22 protein-coding genes and 1 pseudogene are annotated in these 24270 nt (G+C 64.3%); 15 read left to right on the top strand and 8 right to left on the bottom strand.

Annotation, left to right across the window (positions count from 1 at the left end):
- From V6M39_RS04965 to V6M39_RS04940, 6 genes and pseudogenes are all read left to right on the top strand, one after another.
- A pseudogene (locus V6M39_RS04965) lies at positions 1–181 on the top strand (acetyl-CoA C-acyltransferase); the annotation flags it as partial.
- A 12-nt stretch (positions 182–193) separates the two neighbouring features.
- A complete protein-coding gene (locus V6M39_RS04960; RefSeq protein ID WP_332642621.1) occupies positions 194–2395 on the top strand; it encodes a 3-hydroxyacyl-CoA dehydrogenase NAD-binding domain-containing protein in 2202 nt (733 codons plus the stop codon).
- A 95-nt stretch (positions 2396–2490) separates the two neighbouring features.
- Positions 2491–4248 carry a type I restriction-modification system subunit M gene (locus tag V6M39_RS04955; protein ID WP_332642619.1) on the top strand — a complete coding sequence of 586 codons (1758 nt, stop codon included), beginning with the start codon at positions 2491–2493 and terminating at the stop codon, positions 4246–4248.
- Positions 4249–4349: 101 nt separating this feature from the next.
- Positions 4350–5411, top strand: coding sequence for a hypothetical protein (locus tag V6M39_RS04950; RefSeq protein WP_332642617.1), 1062 nt, complete (start codon positions 4350–4352; stop codon positions 5409–5411).
- Entirely contained in the window at positions 5408–6322 is a 915-nt protein-coding gene (locus tag V6M39_RS04945) for a GIY-YIG nuclease family protein (RefSeq protein ID WP_332642616.1), read from the top strand. The genes V6M39_RS04950 and V6M39_RS04945 overlap by 4 nt, the downstream gene beginning before the upstream one ends.
- Positions 6315–9392 carry a type I restriction endonuclease subunit R gene (locus V6M39_RS04940; protein WP_332642615.1) on the top strand — a complete coding sequence of 1026 codons (3078 nt, stop codon included), beginning with the start codon at positions 6315–6317 and terminating at the stop codon, positions 9390–9392. The genes V6M39_RS04945 and V6M39_RS04940 overlap by 8 nt, the downstream gene beginning before the upstream one ends.
- Here the strand turns inward: V6M39_RS04940 and V6M39_RS04935 are convergent.
- Together V6M39_RS04935 and V6M39_RS04930 are read right to left on the bottom strand one after the other, a co-directional pair.
- On the bottom strand, positions 9381–10553 hold the full coding sequence (locus V6M39_RS04935) for an HNH endonuclease signature motif containing protein (RefSeq protein WP_332642614.1): 1173 nt from the start codon (positions 10551–10553) through the stop codon (positions 9381–9383). The two genes, V6M39_RS04940 and V6M39_RS04935, sit on opposite strands and share 12 nt — an antisense overlap.
- 65 nt (positions 10554–10618) lie before the next feature.
- Complete coding sequence (locus tag V6M39_RS04930; RefSeq protein WP_332642613.1) at positions 10619–10999, bottom strand: nuclear transport factor 2 family protein; 381 nt, start codon at positions 10997–10999, stop codon at positions 10619–10621.
- A gap of 117 nt (positions 11000–11116) precedes the next feature.
- On the opposite strand from V6M39_RS04930, the gene V6M39_RS04925 reads away from it, so the two are divergent.
- Genes V6M39_RS04925 through V6M39_RS04905 form a run of 5 tightly spaced genes read left to right on the top strand, consistent with a single transcriptional unit; the run spans position 11117 to position 15457 of the window.
- The gene (locus V6M39_RS04925) at positions 11117–12118 is read left to right on the top strand and encodes an ABC transporter substrate-binding protein (RefSeq protein WP_332642612.1); all 1002 of its coding nucleotides are present in this window, start codon (positions 11117–11119) and stop codon (positions 12116–12118) included.
- On the top strand, positions 12115–13164 hold the full coding sequence (locus tag V6M39_RS04920; RefSeq protein WP_332642611.1) for a FecCD family ABC transporter permease: 1050 nt from the start codon (positions 12115–12117) through the stop codon (positions 13162–13164). Before V6M39_RS04925 ends, V6M39_RS04920 begins: the two co-directional genes overlap by 4 nt.
- Complete coding sequence (locus tag V6M39_RS04915; protein ID WP_332642610.1) at positions 13164–14207, top strand: FecCD family ABC transporter permease; 1044 nt, start codon at positions 13164–13166, stop codon at positions 14205–14207. The genes V6M39_RS04920 and V6M39_RS04915 overlap by 1 nt, the downstream gene beginning before the upstream one ends.
- Positions 14204–15022 (top strand): ABC transporter ATP-binding protein, encoded by an 819-nt coding sequence (locus V6M39_RS04910; RefSeq protein ID WP_332642609.1) that lies wholly within the window; start codon positions 14204–14206, stop codon positions 15020–15022. Before V6M39_RS04915 ends, V6M39_RS04910 begins: the two co-directional genes overlap by 4 nt.
- A 9-nt stretch (positions 15023–15031) precedes the next feature.
- On the top strand, positions 15032–15457 hold the full coding sequence (locus V6M39_RS04905) for an OsmC family protein (protein WP_332642608.1): 426 nt from the start codon (positions 15032–15034) through the stop codon (positions 15455–15457).
- Between the two features lies 1 nt (position 15458).
- Here the strand turns inward: V6M39_RS04905 and V6M39_RS04900 are convergent, their stop codons facing one another.
- The 5 genes from V6M39_RS04900 to V6M39_RS04880 form a co-directional block, all read right to left on the bottom strand.
- Positions 15459–15920 carry a VOC family protein gene (locus tag V6M39_RS04900; RefSeq protein WP_332642607.1) on the bottom strand — a complete coding sequence of 154 codons (462 nt, stop codon included), beginning with the start codon at positions 15918–15920 and terminating at the stop codon, positions 15459–15461.
- Positions 15917–16417: an SRPBCC family protein gene (locus V6M39_RS04895; RefSeq protein WP_332642606.1), complete on the bottom strand. Its 501-nt coding sequence runs from the start codon at positions 16415–16417 to the stop codon at positions 15917–15919. Before V6M39_RS04895 ends, V6M39_RS04900 begins: the two co-directional genes overlap by 4 nt.
- A complete protein-coding gene (locus tag V6M39_RS04890) occupies positions 16410–16781 on the bottom strand; it encodes an ArsR/SmtB family transcription factor (RefSeq protein ID WP_332642605.1) in 372 nt (123 codons plus the stop codon). The genes V6M39_RS04895 and V6M39_RS04890 overlap by 8 nt, the downstream gene beginning before the upstream one ends.
- A 79-nt stretch (positions 16782–16860) precedes the next feature.
- Entirely contained in the window at positions 16861–17718 is an 858-nt protein-coding gene (locus V6M39_RS04885) for an SDR family oxidoreductase (protein ID WP_332642604.1), read from the bottom strand.
- A 9-nt stretch (positions 17719–17727) separates the two neighbouring features.
- Positions 17728–18804 (bottom strand): FAD-dependent oxidoreductase, encoded by a 1077-nt coding sequence (locus V6M39_RS04880; protein WP_332642603.1) that lies wholly within the window; start codon positions 18802–18804, stop codon positions 17728–17730.
- 64 nt (positions 18805–18868) lie between these two features.
- Here V6M39_RS04880 and V6M39_RS04875 point away from each other — a divergent pair, with 64 nt between their 5' ends.
- Genes V6M39_RS04875 through V6M39_RS04865 form a run of 3 tightly spaced genes read left to right on the top strand, consistent with a single transcriptional unit; the run spans position 18869 to position 21162 of the window.
- On the top strand, positions 18869–19738 hold the full coding sequence (locus tag V6M39_RS04875) for an alpha/beta fold hydrolase (RefSeq protein WP_332642602.1): 870 nt from the start codon (positions 18869–18871) through the stop codon (positions 19736–19738).
- Positions 19739–20494, top strand: a complete 756-nt coding sequence (locus V6M39_RS04870; RefSeq protein ID WP_332642601.1) for an enoyl-CoA hydratase-related protein — start codon at positions 19739–19741, stop codon at positions 20492–20494. It begins immediately after the preceding gene.
- Between the two features lie 2 nt (positions 20495–20496).
- Positions 20497–21162 carry a nitroreductase gene (locus tag V6M39_RS04865; RefSeq protein ID WP_332642600.1) on the top strand — a complete coding sequence of 222 codons (666 nt, stop codon included), beginning with the start codon at positions 20497–20499 and terminating at the stop codon, positions 21160–21162.
- On the opposite strand, the gene V6M39_RS04860 is transcribed toward V6M39_RS04865, so the two are convergent.
- A complete protein-coding gene (locus V6M39_RS04860; protein WP_332642599.1) occupies positions 21159–22586 on the bottom strand; it encodes a hypothetical protein in 1428 nt (475 codons plus the stop codon). The two genes, V6M39_RS04865 and V6M39_RS04860, sit on opposite strands and share 4 nt — an antisense overlap.
- A gap of 100 nt (positions 22587–22686) precedes the next feature.
- Here V6M39_RS04860 and V6M39_RS04855 point away from each other — a divergent pair, with 100 nt between their 5' ends.
- The gene (locus V6M39_RS04855) at positions 22687–24246 is read left to right on the top strand and encodes a molybdopterin-dependent oxidoreductase (protein WP_332642598.1); all 1560 of its coding nucleotides are present in this window, start codon (positions 22687–22689) and stop codon (positions 24244–24246) included.
- Positions 24247–24270: the final 24 nt, after the last annotated feature.

Here is a 24270-nt window from a genome sequence, read left to right as displayed (position 1 = left end):
GCACGAAAAGACCAACGTCAACGGTGGCGCGATCGCGATGGGCCACCCGCTGGGTGCGACCGGCGCGATGATCCTCGGCACCCTCATCGACGAGCTCGAGCGCCGCGATCAGCGCTATGGCCTGGCGACGCTCTGCGTCGGCGGCGGCATGGGCATCGCGACCGTCGTCGAACGAATCTAAGGAATCCCACACATGACCAGCACAACTGACGCAGTCCGCTATGAGCTCGCCGATGGCATCGCCAACCTGATCCTCGACGACCCGAATCAGAGCGCCAACACGATGACTCCCGCATATCGCGAGGGCATGGCCAAGGCAGTCGACCGCCTCGCTGAGGACATCGCCGCCAAGCCTGACTCCATCAAGGGCGTCATCGTTTCGTCGGCCAAGAAGACCTTCTTCGCCGGTGGTGACCTCAAGCTCATGACCCAGGCGAAGCCCGAGGATGCCGAAGACATCTTCGAGAACGTCGAGAGCATCAAGGCCACGCTCCGCAAGCTGGAGACGATCGGCAAGCCCGTCGTTGCCGCGATCAATGGCGCCGCCCTCGGAGGTGGACTCGAGATCGCTCTCGCCTGCCACCACCGCATCGCCGCCGAAGGTCGCTACGAGATCGGTCTCCCCGAGGTCACCCTCGGCCTCCTCCCGGGTGGAGGTGGAGTCACTCGTACGGTCCGCATGCTCGGTATCGCCGATGCTCTGCTCAAGGTGCTTCTTGAGGGTGCACGCATGAAGCCGTCGCAGGCCAAGGAAGTCGGCCTCATCGACGACGTCGTCGCCACGCAGGACGACCTGATCCCGGCCGCCAAGGCATGGATCGAGGCCAACAAGGACAACCCGGACGCAGCAGTCAAGCCGTGGGATGCCAAGGGCTACAAGATGCCCGGCGGCACCCCCAAGACGCCCGCCTTCGCGGCTAACCTTCCGGCCTTCCCGGCCAACCTGCGCAAGCAGGTCAAGGGTGCTGACTACCGCGCTCCGAAGAACATCCTCAGCGCCGCCATCGAGGGCGCTTCGGTCGACTTCGACACGGCCAGCCGCATCGAGTCGCGTTACCTCGTCGAGCTCGTCGTCGGTCAGCAGTTCAAGAACATGACGCAGGCGTTCTTCTTCGACCTGGGTGCCATCAACGCGGGCGGTTCGCGCCCCGAGGGCATCGAGAAGAAGAAGTTCACCAAGGTTGCCGTCCTCGGCGCCGGCATGATGGGCGCCGGTATCGCGTACGTGTCTGCCAAGGCCGGAATGGAGGTCGTCCTCAAGGACGTCAGCCTCGAAGCCGCCGAGAAGGGCAAGGCCTACAGCGAGAAGCTCCTCGACAAGCAGCTCGAGAAGGGCCGCCTGACGCAGGAGAAGAAGGACGCGTTCCTCGCCCTGATCACGCCGACCGCCGACTATGCAGACCTCAAGGGCTGCGACATCGTCGTCGAGGCCGTCTTCGAGTCGGTCGAGCTCAAGCACTCGGTGTTCGCCGAGCTCGAGCCGATCGTCAACGCTGATGCTCTCCTTGGATCGAATACATCGACGCTGCCGATCACTGGTCTCGCCGAAGGTGTGCAGCGTCCCGAGGACTTCATCGGCATCCACTTCTTCTCGCCTGTCGACAAGATGCCGTTGGTCGAGATCATCGCCGGTGCCAAGACCAACGACAAGACGATCGCTCACGCGCTCGACTACGTCCAGGCCATCAAGAAGACGCCGATCGTCGTCAACGACAGCCGCGGTTTCTTCACCAGCCGCGTGATCGGTCACTTCATCAACGAAGGTCTCGGCATGCTGACCGAGGGCATCAGCCCGGTGTCGATCGACCGCGCTGCGACCCAGTCGGGCTACCCGACCGGACCGCTGCAACTCAGCGACGAGCTCAACCTTGAGCTGATGAAGAAGATTCGCGTGGCTTCGCAGAAGGCTGTCGAGGAAGAAGGCGGAGTGTGGCCTGCCACGCCGTCCGACGATGTCGTCGACCGGATGATCGAGCTCGGTCGTTCGAGCAAGCTCGTCGGCAAGGGCTTCTTCGAGTACGACGAGAACGGCAAGCGGACTGGCCTCTGGCCCGGTCTGGCCGAAGAGTTCCCGGTCGCTGCTGAGCAGCCTGACTTCCAGGACCTCAAGGACCGTCTGGTGTTCGTGATGTCGCTCGACACAGTGCGCTGCCTCGAAGAAGGCGTGCTCCGTACGGTCGCCGACGCCAACATCGGCTCGATCTTCGGTATCGGCTTCCCGCCGCTGCTGGGTGGCGCGCTGCAGTACATCAACGGCTACGAGGCGCCCGACGGTCGCATCGGTGTCGAGGCGTTCACCGAGCGCGCTCAGGAGCTGGCCGCCAAGTACGGCGAGCGATTCGAGCCGCCGGCCCTGCTTCTCGACAAGGCCAAGAACGGCGAGAAATTCGCCTGAGCTGAGCTGACCAAGGAACGACCCGCGACCCAGCGTCGCGGGTCGTTCTGCGTCCGGCGTGAGACAAGAGACCGGATGCAAGGGACACTGTCCCAGTGAGTACCCTGGGGAACTTCATCTGGAACATCGCCGACCAGTTGAGGGGGGTCTACAAGCCTGCCCAATACGGCAACGTGATCCTGCCATTCACGATCCTCCGCCGCCTGGATGCGCAGATGGACCAGCACCGAGACGTGATGCGCGAGCTCGCCGCGAAGACGCCGAACGCCGAGCTGCTCGCCCGCCAAGTCAAGAAGCAGACCGGACTGACCTTCCACAACACCTCGAAGTACGACTTTGCGCGCCTGGTGGCCGACCCGGCCGGGCTGCGAGAGAACCTCACCGACTACCTCACGAAGTTCTCGGACAACATCGATGTCTTCAGCCGGTTCAAGGTCGACAACGAGATCGCCACGCTGGCCGAGAAGGATCGACTATATCTCGTCGTCAAGCAGTTCGCCGACGTCGACCTGCACCCGAAGACGATCTCGAACGCCGACATGGGTGACCTGTTCGAGGAGCTGATCCGCAAGTTCGCGGAGGCCTCCAACGAGACAGCCGGTGAGCACTTCACTCCGCGCGACGCCATCCATCTGATGGTCGACCTGTTGTATGCCGAGGACACCGAGGCGCTGACCAAACCCGACATCATCCGGAGCGTCTATGACCCGACGGCCGGTACCGGTGGCATGCTGTCGGTCGCCGAGGAACACCTGCTGACCCGCAACCCCTCTGCCCGCATGACGCTGCACGGCCAGGAGCTCAACGATCAGTCGTATGCGATCTGCAAGTCCGACATGATCGCCAAGGGTCAGGACCCGACCAACATCAAGCTCGGCGACACCCTCGCCGATGACCAGTTCGCCGGGCAGCTTTTCGACTACTGCCTGGCCAACCCGCCGTACGGAGTGGACTGGAAGGCGTCGGAGAAGGCCATCAAAGCCGAACGCGCGGCGACGGGTGAGCACGGCCGCTTCGGCCCGGGCCTTCCGCGCATCAGCGACGGTCAGATGCTCTTTCTCACCCACCTCGCCAGCAAGATGCGTCTACCCAAGGACGGTGGTGGACGTGCCGGCATCGTCCTCAACGGATCGCCACTGTTCACCGGCGCCGCCGGGTCCGGCGAGTCCGAGATCCGCCGGCACCTCCTCGAGCACGATCTCGTCGACGTGATCGTCGCCCTGCCGACCGACATGTTCTACAACACTGGCATCGCAACGTACGTATGGATCCTCGACAACACCAAGTCCGACGAACGCAAGGGCCTGGTGCAGCTGATCGACGGCACCAGCTTCTTTTCCAAGATGCGCAAGAGCCTAGGTTCAAAGCGCCGAGAGATTGGTTCGGCCCATCGCGATCGCCTGGTGCGCATCTACAGCGGTTTCGATGACCAAACCGACGAGGATGCCGAGTTCAGCAAAGTCTTGCCGACAGCGGAGTTCGGCTTTTGGACCATCACCGTCGAACGGCCGCTCCGCGATGAGGACGGCAAGCTGGTCACAGACCGCAAGGGCACGCCCAAACCAGACAGCAAGCTGAGAGACACCGAAAACATCCCGTTCCTGTATGGCCGCAAGGGCGAGCGCGACGCGCCGGATCGTGACCCCACCATCAAGGCCTACCTCGAAGCCGAGGTCCTCCCGCACATGCCCGACGCCTGGCTCGACGAGAAGAAGACCAAGGTCGGTTACGAGATCCCCTTCACCCGCCACTTCTACAAGTACGTCCCCCCGCGTCCCCTCGAAGAAATCGACGCCGAGCTCAACGTCCTGGTCAAGGAGATCATCGAGCTCCTGCAGGAGATCGAGTCGTGAAGCGCATGTCCTCGGCCCTCGAACGAACCGACATTCGGATTCCTGGTGCTGATCTCCCTCTACTGTCCGTCTCGCAATCTCGAGGTGTCATCCGACGCGAGTTGATCAGCGACAAGCCGGCGCGAGCCGATTCGCTTGATGCGTACAAGGTGTGCCGTCGTGGCGACATTGTCTTCAACAAGATGAGCATTCGTGCCGGCGCCCTTGGCGTCGCCAGCGAGGACGGATTGGTCACCTATCACTACGAAGTGATGCGCCCGCGAAGTGGATCAGATGCTCGATTCCTCGTGTACCTGATGAAATCGGCTTGGTTTGTGAGCGAGCTCGTCAAGCGAGAGCGAGGGATCGGAGCAGGCGAGCAGGCCAACGTGCGGACGACAGAGGTTCCGTTCAGGGTGTTGCGCACCATCAGTGTTTGGGTGCCGGACCTGCACGAGCAGAGAGCAATCGCCGACTACCTCGACCGCGAGACCGCGCAGATCGACGCACTGATCGAGAAGCAGGAACGCCTCATCGCGACCGTCCGCGAGCGGTTGGATGCCGTTAAGGAACGCCACCTACTCGGCCGCAGCGATGTCCGTGTCACCACTGTTAGACGCGCCTTGACGAAGAGATCGCGGCGGGCGGTGATCGGTCTCGGAGTCATCACTGCCTACCGGGACGGGCGCGTGACAAAGCGGTCAAATCGTCGAGAGGAGGGATACACCATGTCGGATCTTGAGCAGGGGTACCAAGAGATACTTCCGGGCGAGGTCGTGTTCCATGGAATGGACGGATTTGCGGGTGCAGTTGGTGTCTCAGACAGCCACGGAAACGCGACGCCCGTGTATCACGCATGTGTTCCGTCTGGCGTTGACGATCCAGAGTTCATCGCGCTGCACCTGAGACAACTCGGAACGTCAGGACTCCTCGCGACCCTTGCCCCGAATGTGAGGCAGCGCAGTGTCGACTTTCGAAACTGGGCGACCTTCGGCCGCGTCCCTTTAGAGTTGCCCGACCCTGAGGCGCAAAGAAGAGCGGTAAAGGACATCCGCTACCAAGAGGCGCGAGTGGCCTTGCTAGTCGCCAAAGCAGAACGACTGATCGAACTCTCCCGCGAGCGACGGGCCGCACTGATCACCGCTGCCGTGACCGGGCAGATCGACGTCGGGAGCGCTGCATGAACGGTCGCCAGATTCGAATATTCCTCGCTGACGGAACGGCGGGTGGAATGACGACCGCAGAGATCGTGAACTGGACGGGGCATGTCGTTGCTGCCTCGAGGTCTGATCTCCCTGCCATGTTGAAGCGGGACGAGGTCGGGCGTACTGGTGTGTACATCTTGCTCGGAACTGACACGGAGACCGGTGCGGAGGTGGCATACATCGGGGAAGGCGATTCGGTCGGGAAGCGGCTCTATCAGCATGCAAAGGACGCCTCGAAGGATTTCTGGGAGCGAGCGATTGTGCTGACCAGCAAGGACCTGAATCTGACAAAGGCACATGCGCGGTACCTCGAGTCTCGATTCATCACCTTGGCTGCGAAAGCTGGGCGTGTGAAGCTAGCGAACTCGACATCACCTGACCCGATAGTCCTCCCCGAAGCGGATCGATCTGACATGGAGTACTTCATTGGTCAGGCTCAGATCATTTTGCCGGTGCTCGGAGTGAACCTGCTCCGACCGACCAAGGTCACCAGCGTCGCTCACCAAGACGAGGCGTTCGTGGCACCGGCCGAGGTCTCCCCTACGTTCGTCATCAAGGAGAAGAAGGGTGCTGACGCGACCGGTCTGGAGGTCGACGGGGAGTTCATCGTCACCGAGGGATCCAAGGCGCGACCTGAATGGACCGGCACCCAAGGCTCGTATTCCAAGCTTCGGCAGCAGCTGGAAGAGGACGGGGTTATCGTCCCTCATGGATCAGAGCCCGTAGCAATCTTTACGGCTGACCACGCGTTCAGGAGCCCCAGCGCTGCTGCCGCGGTGCTGCTCGGGCGCAATGCAAATGGTCGGACGACCTGGACCACTGTCGACGGGGCCACATACGACGCGTGGCAGACCCAACAGCTGGAACCGGGGGTGTCCGAGGATGGCTGACTACAACGAGAAGCCGTTCGAGTCAGAGATATGCGCGCATCTCGAGGCAAACGGGTGGCTCTACTCCCTGACGTCCGCTGGCTACGACAAGCAGCGGGCGATGTTTCCCGAGGATCTGCTCGCTTGGCTGTCCGAGACGCAGCCCGACGAGCTGGCGAAGGTGGTCAAGGCCGGTCCGCAGGAGGCGAAGCAGCGCGAACAACTGCTCGATCGCGTACGCAAGGTGCTCGACACACCTCACAGCGCGGGCGGCGGGACCATCAACCTGCTGCGTCAAGGGCTCGCGCAGGCCAATGCGAAGCTGCAGATGTCGACGTTCCGACCCGAGAGCGGACTCAACCCGGAGACGCTCGCGCGCTACGCGAAGATGCGGCTGCGCGTGGTTCGACAGGTGTTCTACTCCGGCAGCAACAAGAACTCGATCGACCTGGTGCTGTTCGTCAACGGGATCGCCGTCGCGACGATCGAGTTGAAGACCGACTTCACGCAGTCGGTCGGCGATGCGATCGCGCAGTACCGCAACGACCGGCTGCCCAAGGGCGAGCCGCTGCTGACGCCGATCTCGGGCGCCCTCGTGCACTTCGCGGTGTCGAACTCCGAGGTCCACATGACAACCAAGCTCGCTGGAGCCAAGACATACTTCCTACCGTTCAACCTCGGCTCGGGCCACGGCGCCGGCAACCCGGTGAACCCGCATGGGTCGGCGACGTCGTACTTGTGGGAGCGGGTGCTGCAGCGCGACGCGTGGCTCGACATCCTCGGTAAGTTCGTGTTCATCAAGGAGGTCAAGTCGGTCGAGCCGATCACCGGCGCCAAGGTGGTCGACACGTCGTTGCGGTTCCCGCGGCTCCACCAGTGGGACGTGGTGACCAAGCTCGTCGAGACCAGCCGCACCGAGGGCGCCGGACACCGCTACCTGATCCAGCACTCGGCAGGGTCGGGCAAGACCGACTCCATCTCGTGGACCGCCAACCGGCTGTCGCGGCTGCATGACGCGGCCGATCAGCCCGTGTTCGACTCGGTCATCGTCATCACCGACCGCACCGTGCTCGACGACCAGTTGCAGAAGGCGGTCAGACAGATCGAGCGCGATGCCGGCTATGTCGCCACCATCGACGACGAAGCGATCCGCAACACCAAGGATGTGACGTCCAAGTCAGGTGTTCTCGCGGCAGAGCTGCTCAAGGGCACCCGCATCATCGTGGTCACGATCCAGACGTTCCCGTACGCGCTTGAGGCGATCCAGAAGGAGAAGGGTCTGGCGGGCAAGAGGTTTGCCGTCATCGCTGACGAGGCGCACTCGTCGCAGACGGGTCAGACCGCCAACAAGGTCAAGGAGGTGTTGTCGGCCGAGGAGCTCGCCGACGTCGAGGACGGCGGCGAGATCAGCGTCGAGGATCAGCTGGCGGCGGAGATGGCCACCCGCGCTGACTCCAGCAACATCTCGTTCTATGCGTTCACGGCGACACCCAAGGCCAAGACGCTCGAGCTGTTCGGTCGACCCGGCCACGACGGCAAACCGGCGCCGTTCCACCTCTACACGATGAAGCAAGCCATCGAGGAGGGCTTCATCCTCGACGTGCTGCGTGGCTACCAGACGTACGACACCGCCTTCCAGATCGCGCAGACCGCTGAATCCTCGGAGGAGATCGTCGACCAGGCGGAAGCGACAAAGCACCTGATGCGCTGGGTCGCACTCCACCCGACCAACATCGGACAGAAGGTGCAGATCATCGTCGAGCACTTCCGCGCCAATGTCGCGGGTCTGCTGGACGGCCACGCCAAAGCCATGGTGGTCACCTCGTCGCGCAAGGCCGCGGTGCGCTACAAGGCCGCGATCGACGCGTACATCGCGGAGAAGGGCTATTCGATCGGCACCCTCGTCGCGTTCTCCGGCGGGGTGACTGATCCAGAGACTGATCCGACGAAGGATCTGACCGAGTCGAACATGAATCCGGCGCTCCGCGGCCGCGACCTGCCCACCGCGTTTGCCACCGACGAGTTCCAGATCATGCTGGTGGCCAACAAGTTCCAGACCGGTTTTGACCAACCTCTGCTGTCGGCAATGTACGTGGACAAGCGGCTCGCCGGTGTCACCGCGGTGCAGACCCTTTCGCGCCTCAACCGCACATATGTCTCTCCTGACGGTCAGGTGAAGGGCGCGACGATGGTGCTCGACTTCGTCAACGACGTCGACGAGATCCAGACGGCATTCGAGCCTTACTACGAGGACGCACACCTCGAGACCGAGACCGACCCGAACGTGGTGCATGACATTCGCACCAAGCTCGACCAGTCGGGTCACTACGACCAGGACGACGTCGATCGCGTCGCCGCTGCCTTCGTGGGAGGCAAGGGCAACAACGTGCTGTCAGGTGCGCTGGCGCCGATCGTCCACCGGTTCCAGCAGGCTTGGACAGCGGCTGTGGCCGCGGACGACAAGGGTGAGCTGGACGAGCTGGAGGTGTTCCGCCGGGACGTCGGTACATACGTGCGGGTCTATGACTTCATGAGCCAAGTCATCGACTACGGCGACGTCGAGCTTGAGAAGCGATCGATCTTCTACCGCTTGCTGGAGCGGCTGATCCGTGCCGGCGCGCCCACCGAGGCGATCGATCTGTCCGGAGTGACTCTGCGTCAGGTCAAGCAGATCGATCGTGGCGCCACCGATATCAAGCTTGGCACTGAAGTCGCAGGTCTGATCGGGGTGACCGGCGCCGGGTCCGGAGTGCCCAAGGATCCGACGATGGTCGCCTTCCAAGATGTCATCGACAAGCTCAACGAGGTGTTTGGCGCCGACCTGACCGTCAGCCAGAAGCAGCACTTTGTTCAGGGGCTCGTCGACACCCTCGGTGCGGACGATCGGCTGGTGCGGCAGGCGAGCGCCAACTCCGAGAAGCAGTTCCTCGAGAGCCCTGATCTGCGCGATGGGGTCATGGACGCCGTGGCAGGCAACGAGGAGGCCTCGAAGATCATGGCTGACGTCTTCTATGGCGACAGCGCGTTGCAAATCGAAATGGTCAGACTTGTCGGCCGAGCATTGTTCAAGGTCTTGAGCTCAGGCAGCTAGCTCCATGTCGACCGGATCGCGGTAGATCTCGATCACGATGGGTGGTCCAGCGCGCGGTCGTCTGGTCGACCAGTGCAGCAAGCCGTGGCTCTTGAAGTTGTGATGTCTTCGGTGGAATGGTCCGAGGTTGTTGGCGTTGGTTGAGCCCTCCGGCCAAGGTTCGCGGTGGTCGATGTCGCACCGCTCGGCCGGCACCGTGCATCCGGGCGCCTGACACACGCCGTCGCGGAACCTGAGGGCCACAGCGAGGATGTCGGGGCAGAAGCGACCCACGTATTCGTGCGACAGCACGTCGCTCGTGACGGGGTCGAGCACCATCCGGTGCCAGAACGGGTTGCCGGTGAGGGCGACTTCGGTGGTCCAGGAGGCTGGCACACCCCACCGACCGTCGGTCGACTGAGCGAATCCATCGACAGCACCGGCGAGGACATCGGCGTCGATCGTCACGGCGACGTGGACATCGGCGGGCTTTGTCGTGCCTTCGGAGTCGATGCACCAACTGGCGAAAAGGTCGGCTTCACGCTGGGAGACAGTGCGCTCGTCGTCGGCGCCGCCAGGTCGGCGGGCATCGGCGTGCAGCCGACCCTCGATGTCGGCAAGAACGTGAGACTCGAGATAGGCATTGAGCCACCCCATCCCGTCGTCGGCGTGCGTGATGCCGACGTGTCGCTGCGAACGCTCGGCATCGGCGCGCTGGACTGCCAAGTCTTCCTCGACGCGCTGCACAAACCGTCGAAGCCATACGCGCAGCTCAGCCGCCGTGTGGTCGACCGCGTAGTCGACGACTCGCGCGTCGAGTCGCTCCACGGACTCCTCGCGCTGCAGCTGGTCGATCGTGTGGGCGATGTCGCGAACCCGGGCCCGGTCGACGCGCCCTTCGCGGAAGGCCTGCCAGGCCCGAGGTGCCCGGTCGCGAACGGTGTGAGCGTTGGACAGCAGATGATGGATCTGTCCTTCGCTGAAGCCGGTGGCCTCGCCGATGGCCATGGGAACGGCGGCCCGCTCGACCTGGCGACGGATCTGCGGCTCGATCGATGCGGTGCGCTCCACCTCGGCGTCTTGGAAGGACAGCATGGCCTCGACCTCGCGGGCCTCTGACCGAGCACGCTCCCGGGCGAAGTCGGTCAACGACTCGATCGTGGGAGCGGATGCTGTGGCCATACCCCAAATCTAGACGCGGCCACCGACACAACTTTCCGTCGAAATCACCGTGTGGAAACCCAAAGTCAGAGCGGGCGGAAGCCTGAGCACAGCACTCGGGCGTAGGTGATCTGATCACCCTCGGTGCGATAGAACACCTGCTGCTCGGCCGTACGGGGCCCATCCGGTGTCGTCATGTTGAAGCGGTAGGCGACCCGGGCGGTGTCCGCCACCATGTCGCCGTCCTCGAGCGTGACGATCTCATCGATGTGGTCGTGTGGTTCGAACCAGCTACCGAGCATGATGTCGACGGCTCCGCCTGCGTCGTCGGCCTCCCAGACGCGGCCCGGCGTGAGGCCCTTGAAGCTGACGTCAGGAGCGAACAACGTGAGCAGTGCCGCTTCGTCGTGGTTGGCGACGGCGGTGGCAAGCTTCCAGCCGGGCGAGTGGGCCACGAGATCCTCCAACAGTTCAGTGGATCGAGCGTACGACCTCGGCCGGGAGGGTGTGACGTATTCGGCGTTCAAGGGTAGGCAATCCTAAGTTAGGCTGACCTTCGTACATCACAAACGAAGGGTAGTTCTGTGTCCCAATTCAGCCGCCGCGCCGTAGCCGCCTTCGGCGCACTCCTCCTGGCCGGCTCCATGGCAGCCTGCGGTTCGTCCGCCTCAGATGATGACGCCGCCGGAGGCCCGTGGTCGTTTAAGTCAGGCAATGGCGAGACCGTGAAGCTCGACACCACCCCCAAGCGCATCATCGCCAGTGGCGCCGAGGCAGCTGCGTTGATCTCCTTCGGCATCCGTCCGGTCGGCATCTACGCGACCGGCCCGATCAAGGACGACGCCAACCTCAAGGACCTCGACCTCAAGGGCATCACGATCCTCAGCGAGACCTGGGGCGAGATCGATGTCGAAAAGGCCGCAACCCTCAACCCGGATCTGATCGTGGCCGACTGGTGGCCCGCGGAGAAGGCATACAGCGGCCTCGAAGAGAGCGTGAAGGCAAGCAGCAAGAAGCTGGCCGAGCTCGCGCCCGTCGTGGGTATTGCGCAGGGTGAGTCGATCGAGTCGCTCGCCAAGGGCTACGAGAAGCTCGCCGAGTCGCTCGGTGCAGACGTTGACGACCCGGAGATCGCAGCTGACAAGAAGGCATTCGAAGATTCCCTCGCCGCCTTCAAGAAGGCCGTTGCCGACAAGCCGGGCCTCAGCGTTGCGGCAGTTTCGCCTGCAGATGACCTGCTGTATGTCGCCAACCCGAAGTACGCACCCGAGCTTCTGGACTTCCAGAAGTGGGGCCTCGACGTCATCAACCCGGACAACCCGGACAAGGGCTTCCCCTACTGGGAGAACCTGAGCTGGGAGAACGCCGACAAGTACCAGCCGGACCTCCTGCTGATCGACGATCGTGCGTACGAGACGAGCCTCAAGACTGGCGAGAAGCAGCCGACGTGGAACTCCATCAAGGCCGCCAAGGCCAAGGCCTACGTCTCCTGGCCCGCCTACTGGATGCACACATATGGCGAGTACGCCGAGCAGCTCACGCAGCTGACGGCAGCGATCGAGAAGGCTGACGCCGACCTCGCATGAGCACGCTGGAACGTAGTCCGAACGTAGAGACCGGCCCTGGGGCTCGCCCCAGGGCTGGCCTCGTCGTCGGTCTTGCACTCCTTGTGATCGGTCTCGTTGTCGTCTGCTTCTTCAGCATCACGCTGGGAGCGCGCGGTGTCGGACCGGCGACGATCCTCAAGGCGTTCCTCGACTTCGATCCCAACTCCGCGTCAGAGACGGTGATCCGCGAGATCCGGGTGCCTCGCACGCTGATCGGCATCTTCGCGGGGGCTGCTCTCGGCCTCAGTGGCGCGATCCTCCAGGGCGTCACCCGCAACCCGCTGGCAGACCCCGGGATCATGGGCATCAACGCGGGGGCGGCGGCCTTCATCGTCTTCGGCATCATGGTGCTTGGCGCGCAAAGCGTTGGCTTGTACGTCTGGCTCGCCTTCGCCGGAGCGGGTTTCGCCACCGTCGTCGTGTACGGCATCGCATCGTTCGGGCGAGAAGGTGCCACCCCGATCAAGCTGGCCTTGGCTGGCGCAGCCGTGACGGCCGTTCTCACGTCCATCACTTCCGCGATCATCATGACCCACGTCGACGCGCTCAATGAGCTGCGCTTCTGGCAGGTCGGATCGCTGGCGGGACGCTACTTCCCCGTGCTGGCACAGACCGCACCTTTCATCGTGGTCGGCATCGTGCTGGCTCTCGGTACGGGTCGGGCTCTCAACGGTCTTGCGCTGGGTGATGACCTCGCTGTCGCGCTGGGCCAACGCGTACGTCTGACTCGCGTCATGATGTTCGTCGTCGTGGCCGTGCTGTGTGGCGCGGCAACTGCAGCGTGCGGGCCGATCGTGTTCGTGGGTCTTGTGGTGCCGCATGTCGCGAGGATGCTGTGCGGGCCCGACTACCGCTGGATCCTCCCCTATTCGATGTTGCTCACGCCCATGGCCCTGCTGATCGCTGACATCATCGGCCGCGTTGTGGTGTCCCCTGGTGAGCTCCAGGTCGGCGTCGTCCTCGGCGTCGTCGGCGCACCGGCATTCATCGCGCTCGTCCGCTATCGCAACCTGGCGGAGCTGTGATGACGGAGCTGCTCGACACCCCCACACGCGTAGGTACGGGTCGTGGCGCGCGCAACCGGCGGGCGTACCTCATGACGGCGATGCTTGCCGCGGGAGCATTCGCGCTGTTCGTGCTCACGATGATGGTCGGCAGTTATTCGGTATCGGCTCCCGACGTCATTGCCTCAGTGCTGCACCTGCGTGAGAATCCTTCGGTCGACTTCATCGTCCGTGATCTCCGACTTCCCACCGCAGTCGCGGGCCTCGCTGTCGGAATCGCCCTCGGTATCTCCGGGCTCCTCTTCCAGCGGCTGCTCGGCAACCCGCTCGCGTCTCCCGACTTTGTCGGCATCTCGTCAGGGGCGAGCTTGTTCGCAGTCTCGGCGATCGTGCTCCTCAACGCTGGCAGCACGTTCGTGTCGGGCTCCGCGCTCTTGGGCGCCCTGGTGAGCTCGATCATGATCTACCTGCTGGCCTGGCGAGACGGGATCACGGGCTACCGATTCATCCTGATCGGCATCGGCGTCTCCCAGCTGATGATGTCGCTGGTCGGCTACATCGTGTCCCACGCGAGCATCCACGAGGCCCGCGAGGCGATGACGTGGCTGGTCGGATCGGTGGGGCAGGCCGGATCGGGCGAGCTGCGGACGCTTGTCGTCGCACTGGTGATCCTCCTGCCACTGATTCTCGCTCTTGAGCGTCCACTGCGAGTGCTGGAGTTGGGCGATGACACCGCGAAGGCCCTGGGCGCGAGGGTTGAGCTCTGCAGACTGGCGCTTCTCGCCGTATCGATCGTGTTGGTCGGCTTCGCTGTTGCCGTAGCAGGACCCATCATGTTCGTCGCTCTGATCGCGGCGCCGATCGCTCAGCGGCTGGTGGGTCGCGGCGCCGGCTGCGTCGCGGCGGCGGGCTGTGTGGGCGCCATCATCACGCTCGGCGCAGATCTCGTGTCGCACCAGGTCTTGCCGGTCGACCTCCCCACCGGTGTCATCACAGGCTTGATCGGGGCGCCGTATCTCATCTGGCTCCTCGTCACCGTCAACAAGGAAGGACGTGGCGGATGACCAGTCACGAGCTGCGTGGCAGCAACCTGTCGCTGGGCTATGCCGATGTCGACGTCGTTCGCAATCTCGACGTCGACATCCTCGCCGAGCGCATCACCGTGATCGTCGGTGCCAACGCGTGTGGCAAGTCCACTCTGTTGCGGGGTCTCGCGCGCCTGCTCAAACCGCGAGGTGGCGATGTCATCCTCGATGGCAAGTCGGTTCATGACCTGCGCAGCGTCGACGTCGCCAAGGTGCTTGGCCTGCTCCCGCAGTCGCCGGTGGCGCCTGATGGCATCACTGTCAGTGACCTGGTCGGACGCGGTCGCTATCCGCATCAGGGCTGGTTCCGGAAGTGGACGACAGCCGACGATGAGGCAGTCACGGAGGCGCTCGAGGCAACCGGAACGGCCGATCTCGCCGACCGCAACATCTCAGAGCTCTCCGGTGGGCAGCGACAGCGAGTTTGGGTTGCGATGGCGCTGGCCCAGGACACCGACCTGTTGCTGCTCGACGAGCCGACGACGTTCCTTGACATCAACCATCAGGTGGAGCTGCTCGACCTGCTGACTGACCTCAACCGGCTGTCAGGCAAGACGATCGTGATCGTGTTGCACGACCTCAATCTCGCGTGCCGCTACGCCGATCGCATCATCGCGATGAAGGACGGGGCGATCATCGCGGAGGGTGTGCCGAGCGAGGTTGTGACGGCAGAGGTGATCACCACGGTGTATGGCCTGGACTGCGAAGTCGTCCCGGACCCCGTCAGCGGTACGCCGATGGTTGTCCCGCGAGGTCGCCATCACGCACGGGCGGTCGCTGGACTGACGCGCTAGCGTCGAGGTATGACTGCTGACACCGAACGATCCGTCGAGCTGAGCCGTACTGGCAAGGCCGCATTCAGGGCGACCAACGTACGTGGCGGGACTCTCGACTTCGGTGAGGGCAATGATGCCGACTTCACGCCGGTTGAGCTGCTGCTCGTAGCTATCGCCGGCTGCAGCGCGATCGATGTGGACTACCTGGTCGGCAAGCGCGTCGACCCGTCTTCGTTCGACCTCTCGATCCGGGCCGACAAGATCCGTGACGACCTCGGCAACCGCCTGACCGACATCAAGGTGACATTCGACCTGACGTTCCCCGAGGGCGCCGACGGCGATCGTGCGAAAGAGATTCTGCCGCGGGCAGTTGCTCAGTCACACGATCGCCTCTGCACCGTCACTCGCACGGTCATCGTCGGCACTCCGGTCGAGTCGGCGATCACCGAGTGACCTAGCCCTTGCCGTCGTACGCGTCCTGCAGACCGGCGATGTCGATGCGCTTCATTTGCATCAGCGCTTCGTTGACCCGTCCGACCCGAGCAGGGTCAGGGTCGCTCATGAGCTGCATGAGGGCCGAGGGGACGACCTGCCACGAGAGCCCGAAGGCGTCCTTGAGCCATCCACATGCGTCCTGGTAGCCGCCGCCGTCGATCAGCGCGTCAGAGATCGTATCGACCTCGTCCTGCGTCTCGACGCCGACCGACAACGAGAACGCCTCTGTCTGTGGGTGGGCAGGGCCGCCGTTCATCAGGACGAGTTCCTGGCCAGAGATCCTGATCGTCGCCACGAAGAGCGCGCCGTCGGGCGAGCGAGTCTCGTTGACGATCTCGGAATCCGGGAAGACCTTGAGGTAACGCTCGATGGCTTCCGAGGCGTTGTCGTTGAACCAGAGGAACGGGGTGATGGTTGTCATGATGCGTCTCCTTCGTTGATGGGGCTGTTGCGAAACTTTGCGGGTGTGGCGAGCAGGGCGTCGAGCTTGTAGAGCGCCTGGTTCCAACCGACGGTGCTGTTCTCTCGCATTTCTTCGGGCATGGGTCCTTCGTTGATCTCGAGGCGAGTGCCCTCGCCCTCGGGGATGAACTCGATCGACAGCGTCATCCGGGTGCCGTCCTCCAGCCCCGGGAACCCTTCTGCGATCTCGTAGCCGACCAGCAGTCGGTTCTCAACGACCTCGGTGAAGGTCGCATCGACTGGCGCCCGCCAGTCGGGGTTGTCCTTGCCGACCATCGTCATCCGCCAGTGGCCACCGACGGAGGCATCGACCGAGACGGTGCTGAGCGGAACCGTGAACATCAGCGGTCCGAACCACTGCGAGAGCTGCTCCGGATCGGTGAAGGCCCGGTAGACGAGCTCCGGCGGAGCGTCGAAGTAGCGCGAGATGGTCACGTCATACGTCTCTTCAGTCATCGGTGTCCTCTTCCTTGTCGGAACTTTCGGTGTCCTGCAGTGCCTGCTTCATGGATGCCAGGTGGGCGTCGAGGCGGTCGAAGCGTTCGTCCCACAGATGGCTCAGGTGCTCCATCCAGGTCGTCGCCTCCTTCAGAGGCTCGGCACGCAGGCTGCTCGTGCGCCATTGCGCCCGTCGGTCGCGAGCGATCAGGCCCGCACCCTCGAGCACCTTGAGGTGTCGAGAGATTGCCGGAAGGCTGATGGGGAACGGTTCGGCGAGCTCGGTGACGGTTGCGTCGCCCTCTCCGAGTCGAGCCAGGATGTCGCGTCGGGTCGGATCGGCGAGTGCCGAGAAGACCTTGCTGAGCTGATCAGTTGCCATGTCATTTAACGTACTCGTTAATTAACAAGTACGTCAAGTATGAGCGCGAACCTACGGCCGCGGAGCGTTGCGCTGGCGGTCAGTGCATTCGCAGCGTTGGGTCGTGCGGACCCTTGGGCTCGACCCAGAAGTCGAGGGCGAGCTGTTCTTCGGTGCCACCGTTGAGGTAGATCGAGAAGTCGGTGACTCCGGCGTCCTCCAGGACGTCGTCGTCGATCAGGAACTGGCCCGTGTATTCACGGCTTGGCTTGATCAAGATCTCGTATGCGGCATCGGCCATGATCGCCGGCGTGCGCGAGTGGCTGACCAGCTCGGCGCCGACAACGTTGCGCACTGCCGCCGTGTCGATCGCAGTGCGAGGCCACAGTGAGTTGGCAGCAATTCCGTACTCGGCGAGCTCGACGCTGAGTCCCAGGGTCACGAGGCTCATGCCGTACTTCGCCATCGTGTAGGCCGTGTGCACGGTGAACCACTTCGGGTCGAGGCTGATCGGCGGCGAAAGGGTCAGAATGTGCGGGTTCTCGGCCTGCTTCAGCCATTCGATCGACAGCTTCGACAGCAGGAACGAGCCACGGGCGTTGATGTCGTTCATCAGGTCGTACTTCTTCATCGACACGTCTTCGGTCTTCGACAGGTCGATGGCGCTGGCGTTGTTGACGACGATGTCGATGCCGCCGAACTCCTCAGCCGTCTTGGCGATGGCCCCGGCGACGAAGTCGTCGTCGCGTACGTCGCCTACGAGCGGGAGCGCCTTGCCGCCAGCAGCTTCGATCGCCGCGGCTGCGGTGTAGATCGTGCCAGGCAGCTTGGGGTGGGGCTCGGTGGTCTTGGCGAGGAGGGCGACATTGGCGCCATCCTTCGCAGCACGTACGGCGATTGCCTCGCCGATTCCGCGGCTTCCGCCGGACATGATGATCGTCTTGCCTGCAAGGGACATGGGGACACCTTAGGTCGTTGTTGGAGTGATTGGACGAGAGAATCTGGGCTGGGGCAACGAGGCGCCCGAGACGAGGTCAGCGACGAGACGGCCAACCAGCGGCACGAACTTGAAACCGTGGCCAGAGAACCCGGCGGCGGTGGTCAAGTCACCTTCGCGGGTGATCACGAAGTCGTCCTCGGCCAATGCGCCGTACAGACAGGTCGTCGCGTCGAGCGAGTTGGGGTCGACCCCTGGTACCCACTCGGAGACGTACGCGCGCAGCTCGTCGAGCTCTGCTTCGACCGGGGCGAAGTCACGATCGCCGAGATCGACGACCTTGCCGCCGCCGTGGAAGCCAACCTTGATGCCGTCGGGTGATGGAAGTCCGTACGCCTCGGGCAGGCTCCCGCTGCGACGGTGGATGAACGTTGGCCAGGCGGTGGCAGGGTCGGTCGGTGCAAAATGCGCGGGCTGGACCTGCGTTGCCGCTTCCGCGGGTAGACCAAGGAGCGCGTCCGACCAGACTCCCGCGGCCACGACGACCTGGTCGGCTTCGAACGAGCGGTCGCCGGCAATCACGGTGGAGCCCTGGATCGACTCAGCGCGAACCCCGTCGAGCCATTCGGCACCAGCCGCTGTCGCCAGTCGTCGAATCGCCGCCAGGGCATGATCGGGATGCGCCACGCCACCGTCTGCCTGATAGAGCGCGGCCTGGTCGAAGCGCAGTCCCGGCCACCGTTTCGAGGCTTCCGCCGGAGTCAGCCATTCGTACGCAACGCCGGCCTCCTCGAGTGCGGCGGCGAACGGCTCGAGCTGGGAGCGCGGCCCGTGGTCGACCGATCCGCACTGATGGAAAACCTGCTCCGTCGTGAGCAGCTGCAGCTCGTCCCAGAGCGGGCGAGCCTCGCGTGCCAGCCGCACATAGAACGGGTCGTCGTACGCGAGTCGGACAATTCGTGAGCTGCCATGCGAGCTTCCGCGGTCGTGACCAGCGCTGAACTGCTCGAGAACCGTGACGGCGTGGCCCCGCTCGGCGAGCTCGCGAGCGATGCTCGAGCCCATGGCTCCACCACCGATCACCACGACGCTTGCGGGTCTGGACACCTCTGCGATCTTGCCGTGGGCATCACTTACAGTCAATACTGACGGTAAGTGAGAAAGGTCGCGCATGACTGAGCAGCACCCTGACTGGTTCACGTACGCGCTGGAGCAGCCCTACGAGAGCCGCGAGATCGAGGTCGACGGTGCTCGGGTCACCTATCGGGCCTGGGGCAAGAGCGGAGCCGCCCCTGTCGTGCTGGTGCACGGCGGAGCTGCGCACGCCGGCTGGTGGGATGCGACCGCGCCGTTCCTTGCGGCTGATCACCGCGTGATTGCGGTCGATCTCACCGGACACGGTGACAGCGATCGCCGCGAGTCGTACGCGCTCTCGACCTGGGCGACCGAAGTTGTGGCGGCTGCTGCCGCGGAGTCCGATGAAGCGCCGATCGTGTTCGGGCACAGCATGGGCGGGTTCGTCGCGCTGACCGCTGGACGCGACTATGGGCGCTCGTTGCGCGGTGTTGCGGCGATCGACTCGCCGGTGCGGGAGCTCTCTGCCGAGGCCAAGGCGTGGATCGCTGAGGGCGGACACGGGGACATACCCGGCAACAAGTTCTATGACGATCGCGCGACGATTCTGAGCCGGTTCAGGACCCTGCCGGAGGACACGTCGACGCTGACCTACGTCAAGGAGCACATTGCCGAAGGCTCGGTCGTCGAGGTCGATGGCCGCTGGACCTGGAAGTTCGATCCGCACATCTTCCTCAGCTCCCGGATGGAGCCCGAGGAACTTGCCGCCATCGACTGCGAGGTCGCCCTGATTCGCGGCGAACGGGGTATGGCCACCACCGACATCACCGACCTGGTGGCGGAGCGGCTGGGCGGGCACGTACCGGTCACGCTGATCCCCGATGCCGGACACCACATCATGCTTGACCAGCCCGTCGCGCTCATCGCAGTGCTGCAGACCCTGCTCGGCCAATGGAGGAACAACTAGATGACCGACTCAGTACTCATCGACACCCACGACGGTGTCCTCACGATCACGTGGAATGAGCCCGACCGGCTCAATGCCCTTACGGCCGACATGCTGAACGCTGCCGCTGCAGCGATCGAGGACGCGTCTTCGGACACCCGCCTCGTGGTGATCACCGGGACCGGCCGGGCGTTCAGCTCCGGCGCTGCGCTGGGCGCTGACTTCGACGGCTCGGCAACCCTCGATGGTGCCAACCGTCTCGTACGCGCGATGACCCGTTCGCCGCTGCCCGTCATCAGTGCGGTCAACGGCATTGCCGCCGGCGTCGGTTGCTCGATCGCGATCGCCGCGGACATCACACTCGCCAAGAGCTCGGGCTACTTCCTGCTGGCCTTCGTCAACATTGGTCTGATGCCTGACGGCGGTGCCACGGAGCTGGTTGCCGCGTCCGTCGGCCGGGCGCGGGCCAACCGCATGGCGATGCTTGGCGAGAAGCTGCCAGCTGACGAGGCGGCTGAGATCGGCTTGATATACAAGTCACTGAGCGACGAGGACTACGAGGCCGAGCTGGCGATGCTGATCGAGAAGCTTGGCGGCGGCCCGACCAAGGCGCTGTCGGCGATGAAGAAGGTCATCACCGCCAACACGCTGCCTCGCCTGGACAGCGCGCTCGATGCCGAGCTCGAGGGCCAGGTCGCGCTGTTCTCCACGAAGGATGCGTTCGAGGGTGGCATGGCGTTCCTCGAGAAGCGCCCTGCCGCGTTCACGGGAGCGTGACGATGTCTGACTTCGAAACGCTCGAGCGCCTGCTGACCAGTCGGCGGAGCTGCCGCGGTTTCACCGACGAGCAGGTGCCGCGCGAGGTCATCGAGCAGCTGCTCGGCGCCGCGCAACATACGGCGTCGTGGTGCAACACCCAACCGTGGCACGTCGTGATCACGTCGGGTGAGGCGACGACGAAGCTCCGCGAAGCACTGCTCGAGTCGCCCGACGGCTTCGGGACGGACTTCGACTTCCCAGCCGCGTACACCGGCGTGTACGACGAGCGTCGCAAGGACGTTGGCTGGCAGCTGTATGAATCGGTCGGCGTGGCGCGCGGCGATCGCGAGGCGTCGGCGCGCGAGATGCTGCGCAACTACGAGTTCTTCGGGGCCCCGCACGCGGCGATCATCACGACTGAGGCAGACCTCGGTGTCTACGGGGCAGTCGACTGCGGTCTGTATGTGGACTCGTTCCTGCTCGCAGCCGAGGCGCTCGGTCTTGGCACGTGTGCCCAAGCCGCATTGGCCATGCGATCACAGTTTCTACGCGACTGGTTCGACTTGCCGGAAACGCGCAGGGTCGTGTGTGCCATCTCGTTCGGCTACCCGGATCCTGAGCACCCGTCGGCCAACTTCACGTCTCGCCGAGCAGCGATCCCCGAAGCAGCCACATTTGTCGACTAGCCCCTGAGGGCTCCGATGCCCAGCACTGCAGCGAGACCCAGAGCGCTGCGCGGGTGATAGGCGGACGTCCACAGTCCGCCGTGCGCAGCATTGGTGGCCTCGTCGAGCCACGGCTCGGCCTGCGGCTCAGCGCCGGCGCGAAGGTCGTGGACCAGCAGCGCTGCCATGAGCGTGTTGCTGGTCGCGGGGTCGAAGACCTCGACGCCGAACCGGTGCGCACCGGCGTACGCCGCAGCCAACGCCTTGTTCTTGACGACCGACCGCGTACGAGTCGCCGGCGCGACATTGAGCGACACCGTGGTGCCCTCGTGCCGCGCCGTCGTCGCGCGCCAACGCTGCAAGCGCTTGGCGAGCGCGTAGTTGGGTCCCTGCTGCGGCACCAACGCATCGCAGATGCCGGGATCGGCACCAGGTGGGTAGTTGCGCTGCAGCAGTCGCCCACCGCTCGCAAGACGCAGCGGTGTACGCAGCACTTTCGAGACCGTGCGTGAGGCATAGGCGGCGTTGGCCACCTCGACCTCCTCGGCGGGTACGGCGAACACGTCAGTCGGGGTCGCGAGGAATGCCAGCGCGGTGTCGGGACGGTGCTGCATGAGGTGAGTCGCGAGCGCGTCGGCGGCCATCGACACGCGTACGTGGTTCGCCCCGTCGGCATAGCAGTAGTTGCCGAGCACCAGACGACCGTCGATGTGGTCAAGCCATTCGGCGACTGCGGGGAGCTCGGTGATCAGATCGGCGCCGACGTCGGCGCCACCGTTGGTCACGATGCGCGCAGGCACGTGGAGCCGACCGGCCGACTCGGCGGCGTACTCGCTGATGCGTGACTGCACGTCTTCGCGAGGAAGGTCGAGCGCGACGCAGGTTGCACCCCAGCGCATCAGCGCGCGGTAGGGGCCCATCTCCGCACCGGCTCCGAGCACGACCATCGTGTCGCCCTCGAGCCTCATCCACTCGGGGTTGTCGATCACGGTCTGCACGGCTTCGGAGCAGGACTGCGTGATGATTCCTCGGCTCACCCAGTCGTCGAGCTGGTCGAGCAGGGCTTTGCCGCGTAGACGTTCACCGCGGTACGGCAGCGTCAGCTCGGTCTCGATCTCGGCATCGCCCTTGAGGGTCTGGGTGTGGAAGACCTGCGACAGCGGCGTGTTGGGAATCGCGTCGTCCAGAGAGCCCTCGCCGAACCGCATCTGCTCGTGAGCGCTGCGCAAGCCGTCGGCCGCGATCGAGTGGGCCGCGGGCGCTTCACCGATGCCCGCTTCCAGCGCGCGACGGAAATGTGAGAGGTAGTTGCGCCGCCAGTTGGTCTCGTTTTCGACACCTCGTGACCCGACCGAATCGGCTTTCCGCAAGGCATCGCCCATGATCGCGCGGGCTGCCGACGACGTGCTCTCGGACGCGAATGTGACTCCCTCAGAACTGGTCATGTCGTCAGCGTAGGAGCGAAATTTGGTTACTCACGAGTCAGGATCCTGAATATTTTCGAAGACCACCAATCCGCAGCGCGCAGCGTGACGAACCACCCACATGCAAACGTCGACGCCGGCTCGTTCCGCGGCACCCTGGTGGGCCGGAGCCGTCGCGGGATTCCTCGCCGCCGCGTCCGGAGTTGCCGCCGGCACCGCGGTCGCGGCGCTGCTGCAAGGTGTTCCTTCTCCGATCGAGTCGGTCGGCAACCGCGCCATCGACTACGCGCCTCCGTTCCTCAAGGAGTTCGCGGTCAAGCAGTTCGGTACGGCCGACAAGCCGATCCTGATTGGTGGCGTGGTCGTCACCCTGGCGATCCTGGCCATGGTCGCCGGTGTGATCGGCCGCAACAAGCCTCGGTTGGCCGTCGGCGCGGTTGCACTGATCGGCGTCGTCGCCGTTGCAGCTGCGGCGATCGACCGTACGACCACCGCGAGCCGGGCTTTGACCCTGATCCCTTCGGTCCTGACTCTGGGCGTCAGCCTGCTAGTGCTCATCCTTCTCCTGAAGACCCTCACGGAGCTGGGTGACAAGAGCGACTCACTTCCCGCCGGATTCAACCGCCGCAGCTTCCTCAAGGTCGCACTCGGCGCGTCCGCACTCGTGGTCGTCGGTGGCGTCGTCGGCCGGGTGTACGGCAGCGCAGCAGCGGCCGCATCGCGTGCCGGAATCCGCCTTCCCGGCGCCTCGGTCAAGGCTCCGCCGATTCCCGCCGGCGTCGAGCTCGACCTCAAGGGCATCACCCCTTACGTCACACCCAACCGCGACTTCTATCGAGTCGACACCGCGCTGCGCGTGCCGGACGTGCCGGCCGAGGGCTGGAACCTGCGTATCCACGGCATGGTCGACAAGGAGCTCAATCTCTCGTACCGCGACATCATGAACATGCCGCTCGTCGAGAACCGCATCACTCTCACGTGCGTCTCAAACGAGGTCGGCGGACGCTACCTGGGGAACGCGGCCTGGCTGGGCGTGCTGACCAAGGACCTGCTCGAGATGGCCGGAGTCCAGAGCGGCGCCGACGCGATCAAGAGCACCAGCGCCGACCGCTGGACAGCCGGTACGCCGATCAACGTCGTGACGGACGAGCGCAACTCGATGCTCGCGATCGGCATGAACGGTGAGCCGCTTCCGCTGGAGCACGGGTTCCCGGCGCGACTGGTCGTACCCGGCCTTTACGGGTTCGTCTCGGCGACCAAGTGGCTCGTCGACATCGAGGTGACACGGTTCGCGGACTTCAAGGGCTACTGGACCACCCGCGACTACACCGCAGAGGCGCCGATCAAGTTCTCATCGCGGATCGACGTTCCGAAGTCCTTCCAGTCATTCCCGCGCGACAAGGTCCGCCTCGGCGGTGTCGCGTGGGCGCAGACGGTCGGCATCGAGCAGGTCGAGATCAAGATCGACGACGGCCCATGGGAGCTCGCGACCCTCGGGGCGGAAGACAACCTCGAGACGTGGCGCCAGTGGATGTGGCAGTGGGACGACGCCACCACCGGCACCCACAAGGCAACGATCCGGGCCACCAACAAAGACGGCAAGACCCAGACTTCCGAGCGGGCACGTATTCGCCCGAACGGGACGACCGGCTGGCACAGCGTCCAGTTCCGCGTCGAGTAGCACCCACCCACACAAGGAGAAATG

Source organism: Aeromicrobium sp., from assembly GCF_036675695.1.
Classification (GTDB): Bacteria; Actinomycetota; Actinomycetes; order Propionibacteriales; family Nocardioidaceae; genus Aeromicrobium.
This window is presented reverse-complemented; position numbering and strand designations above follow the sequence as displayed.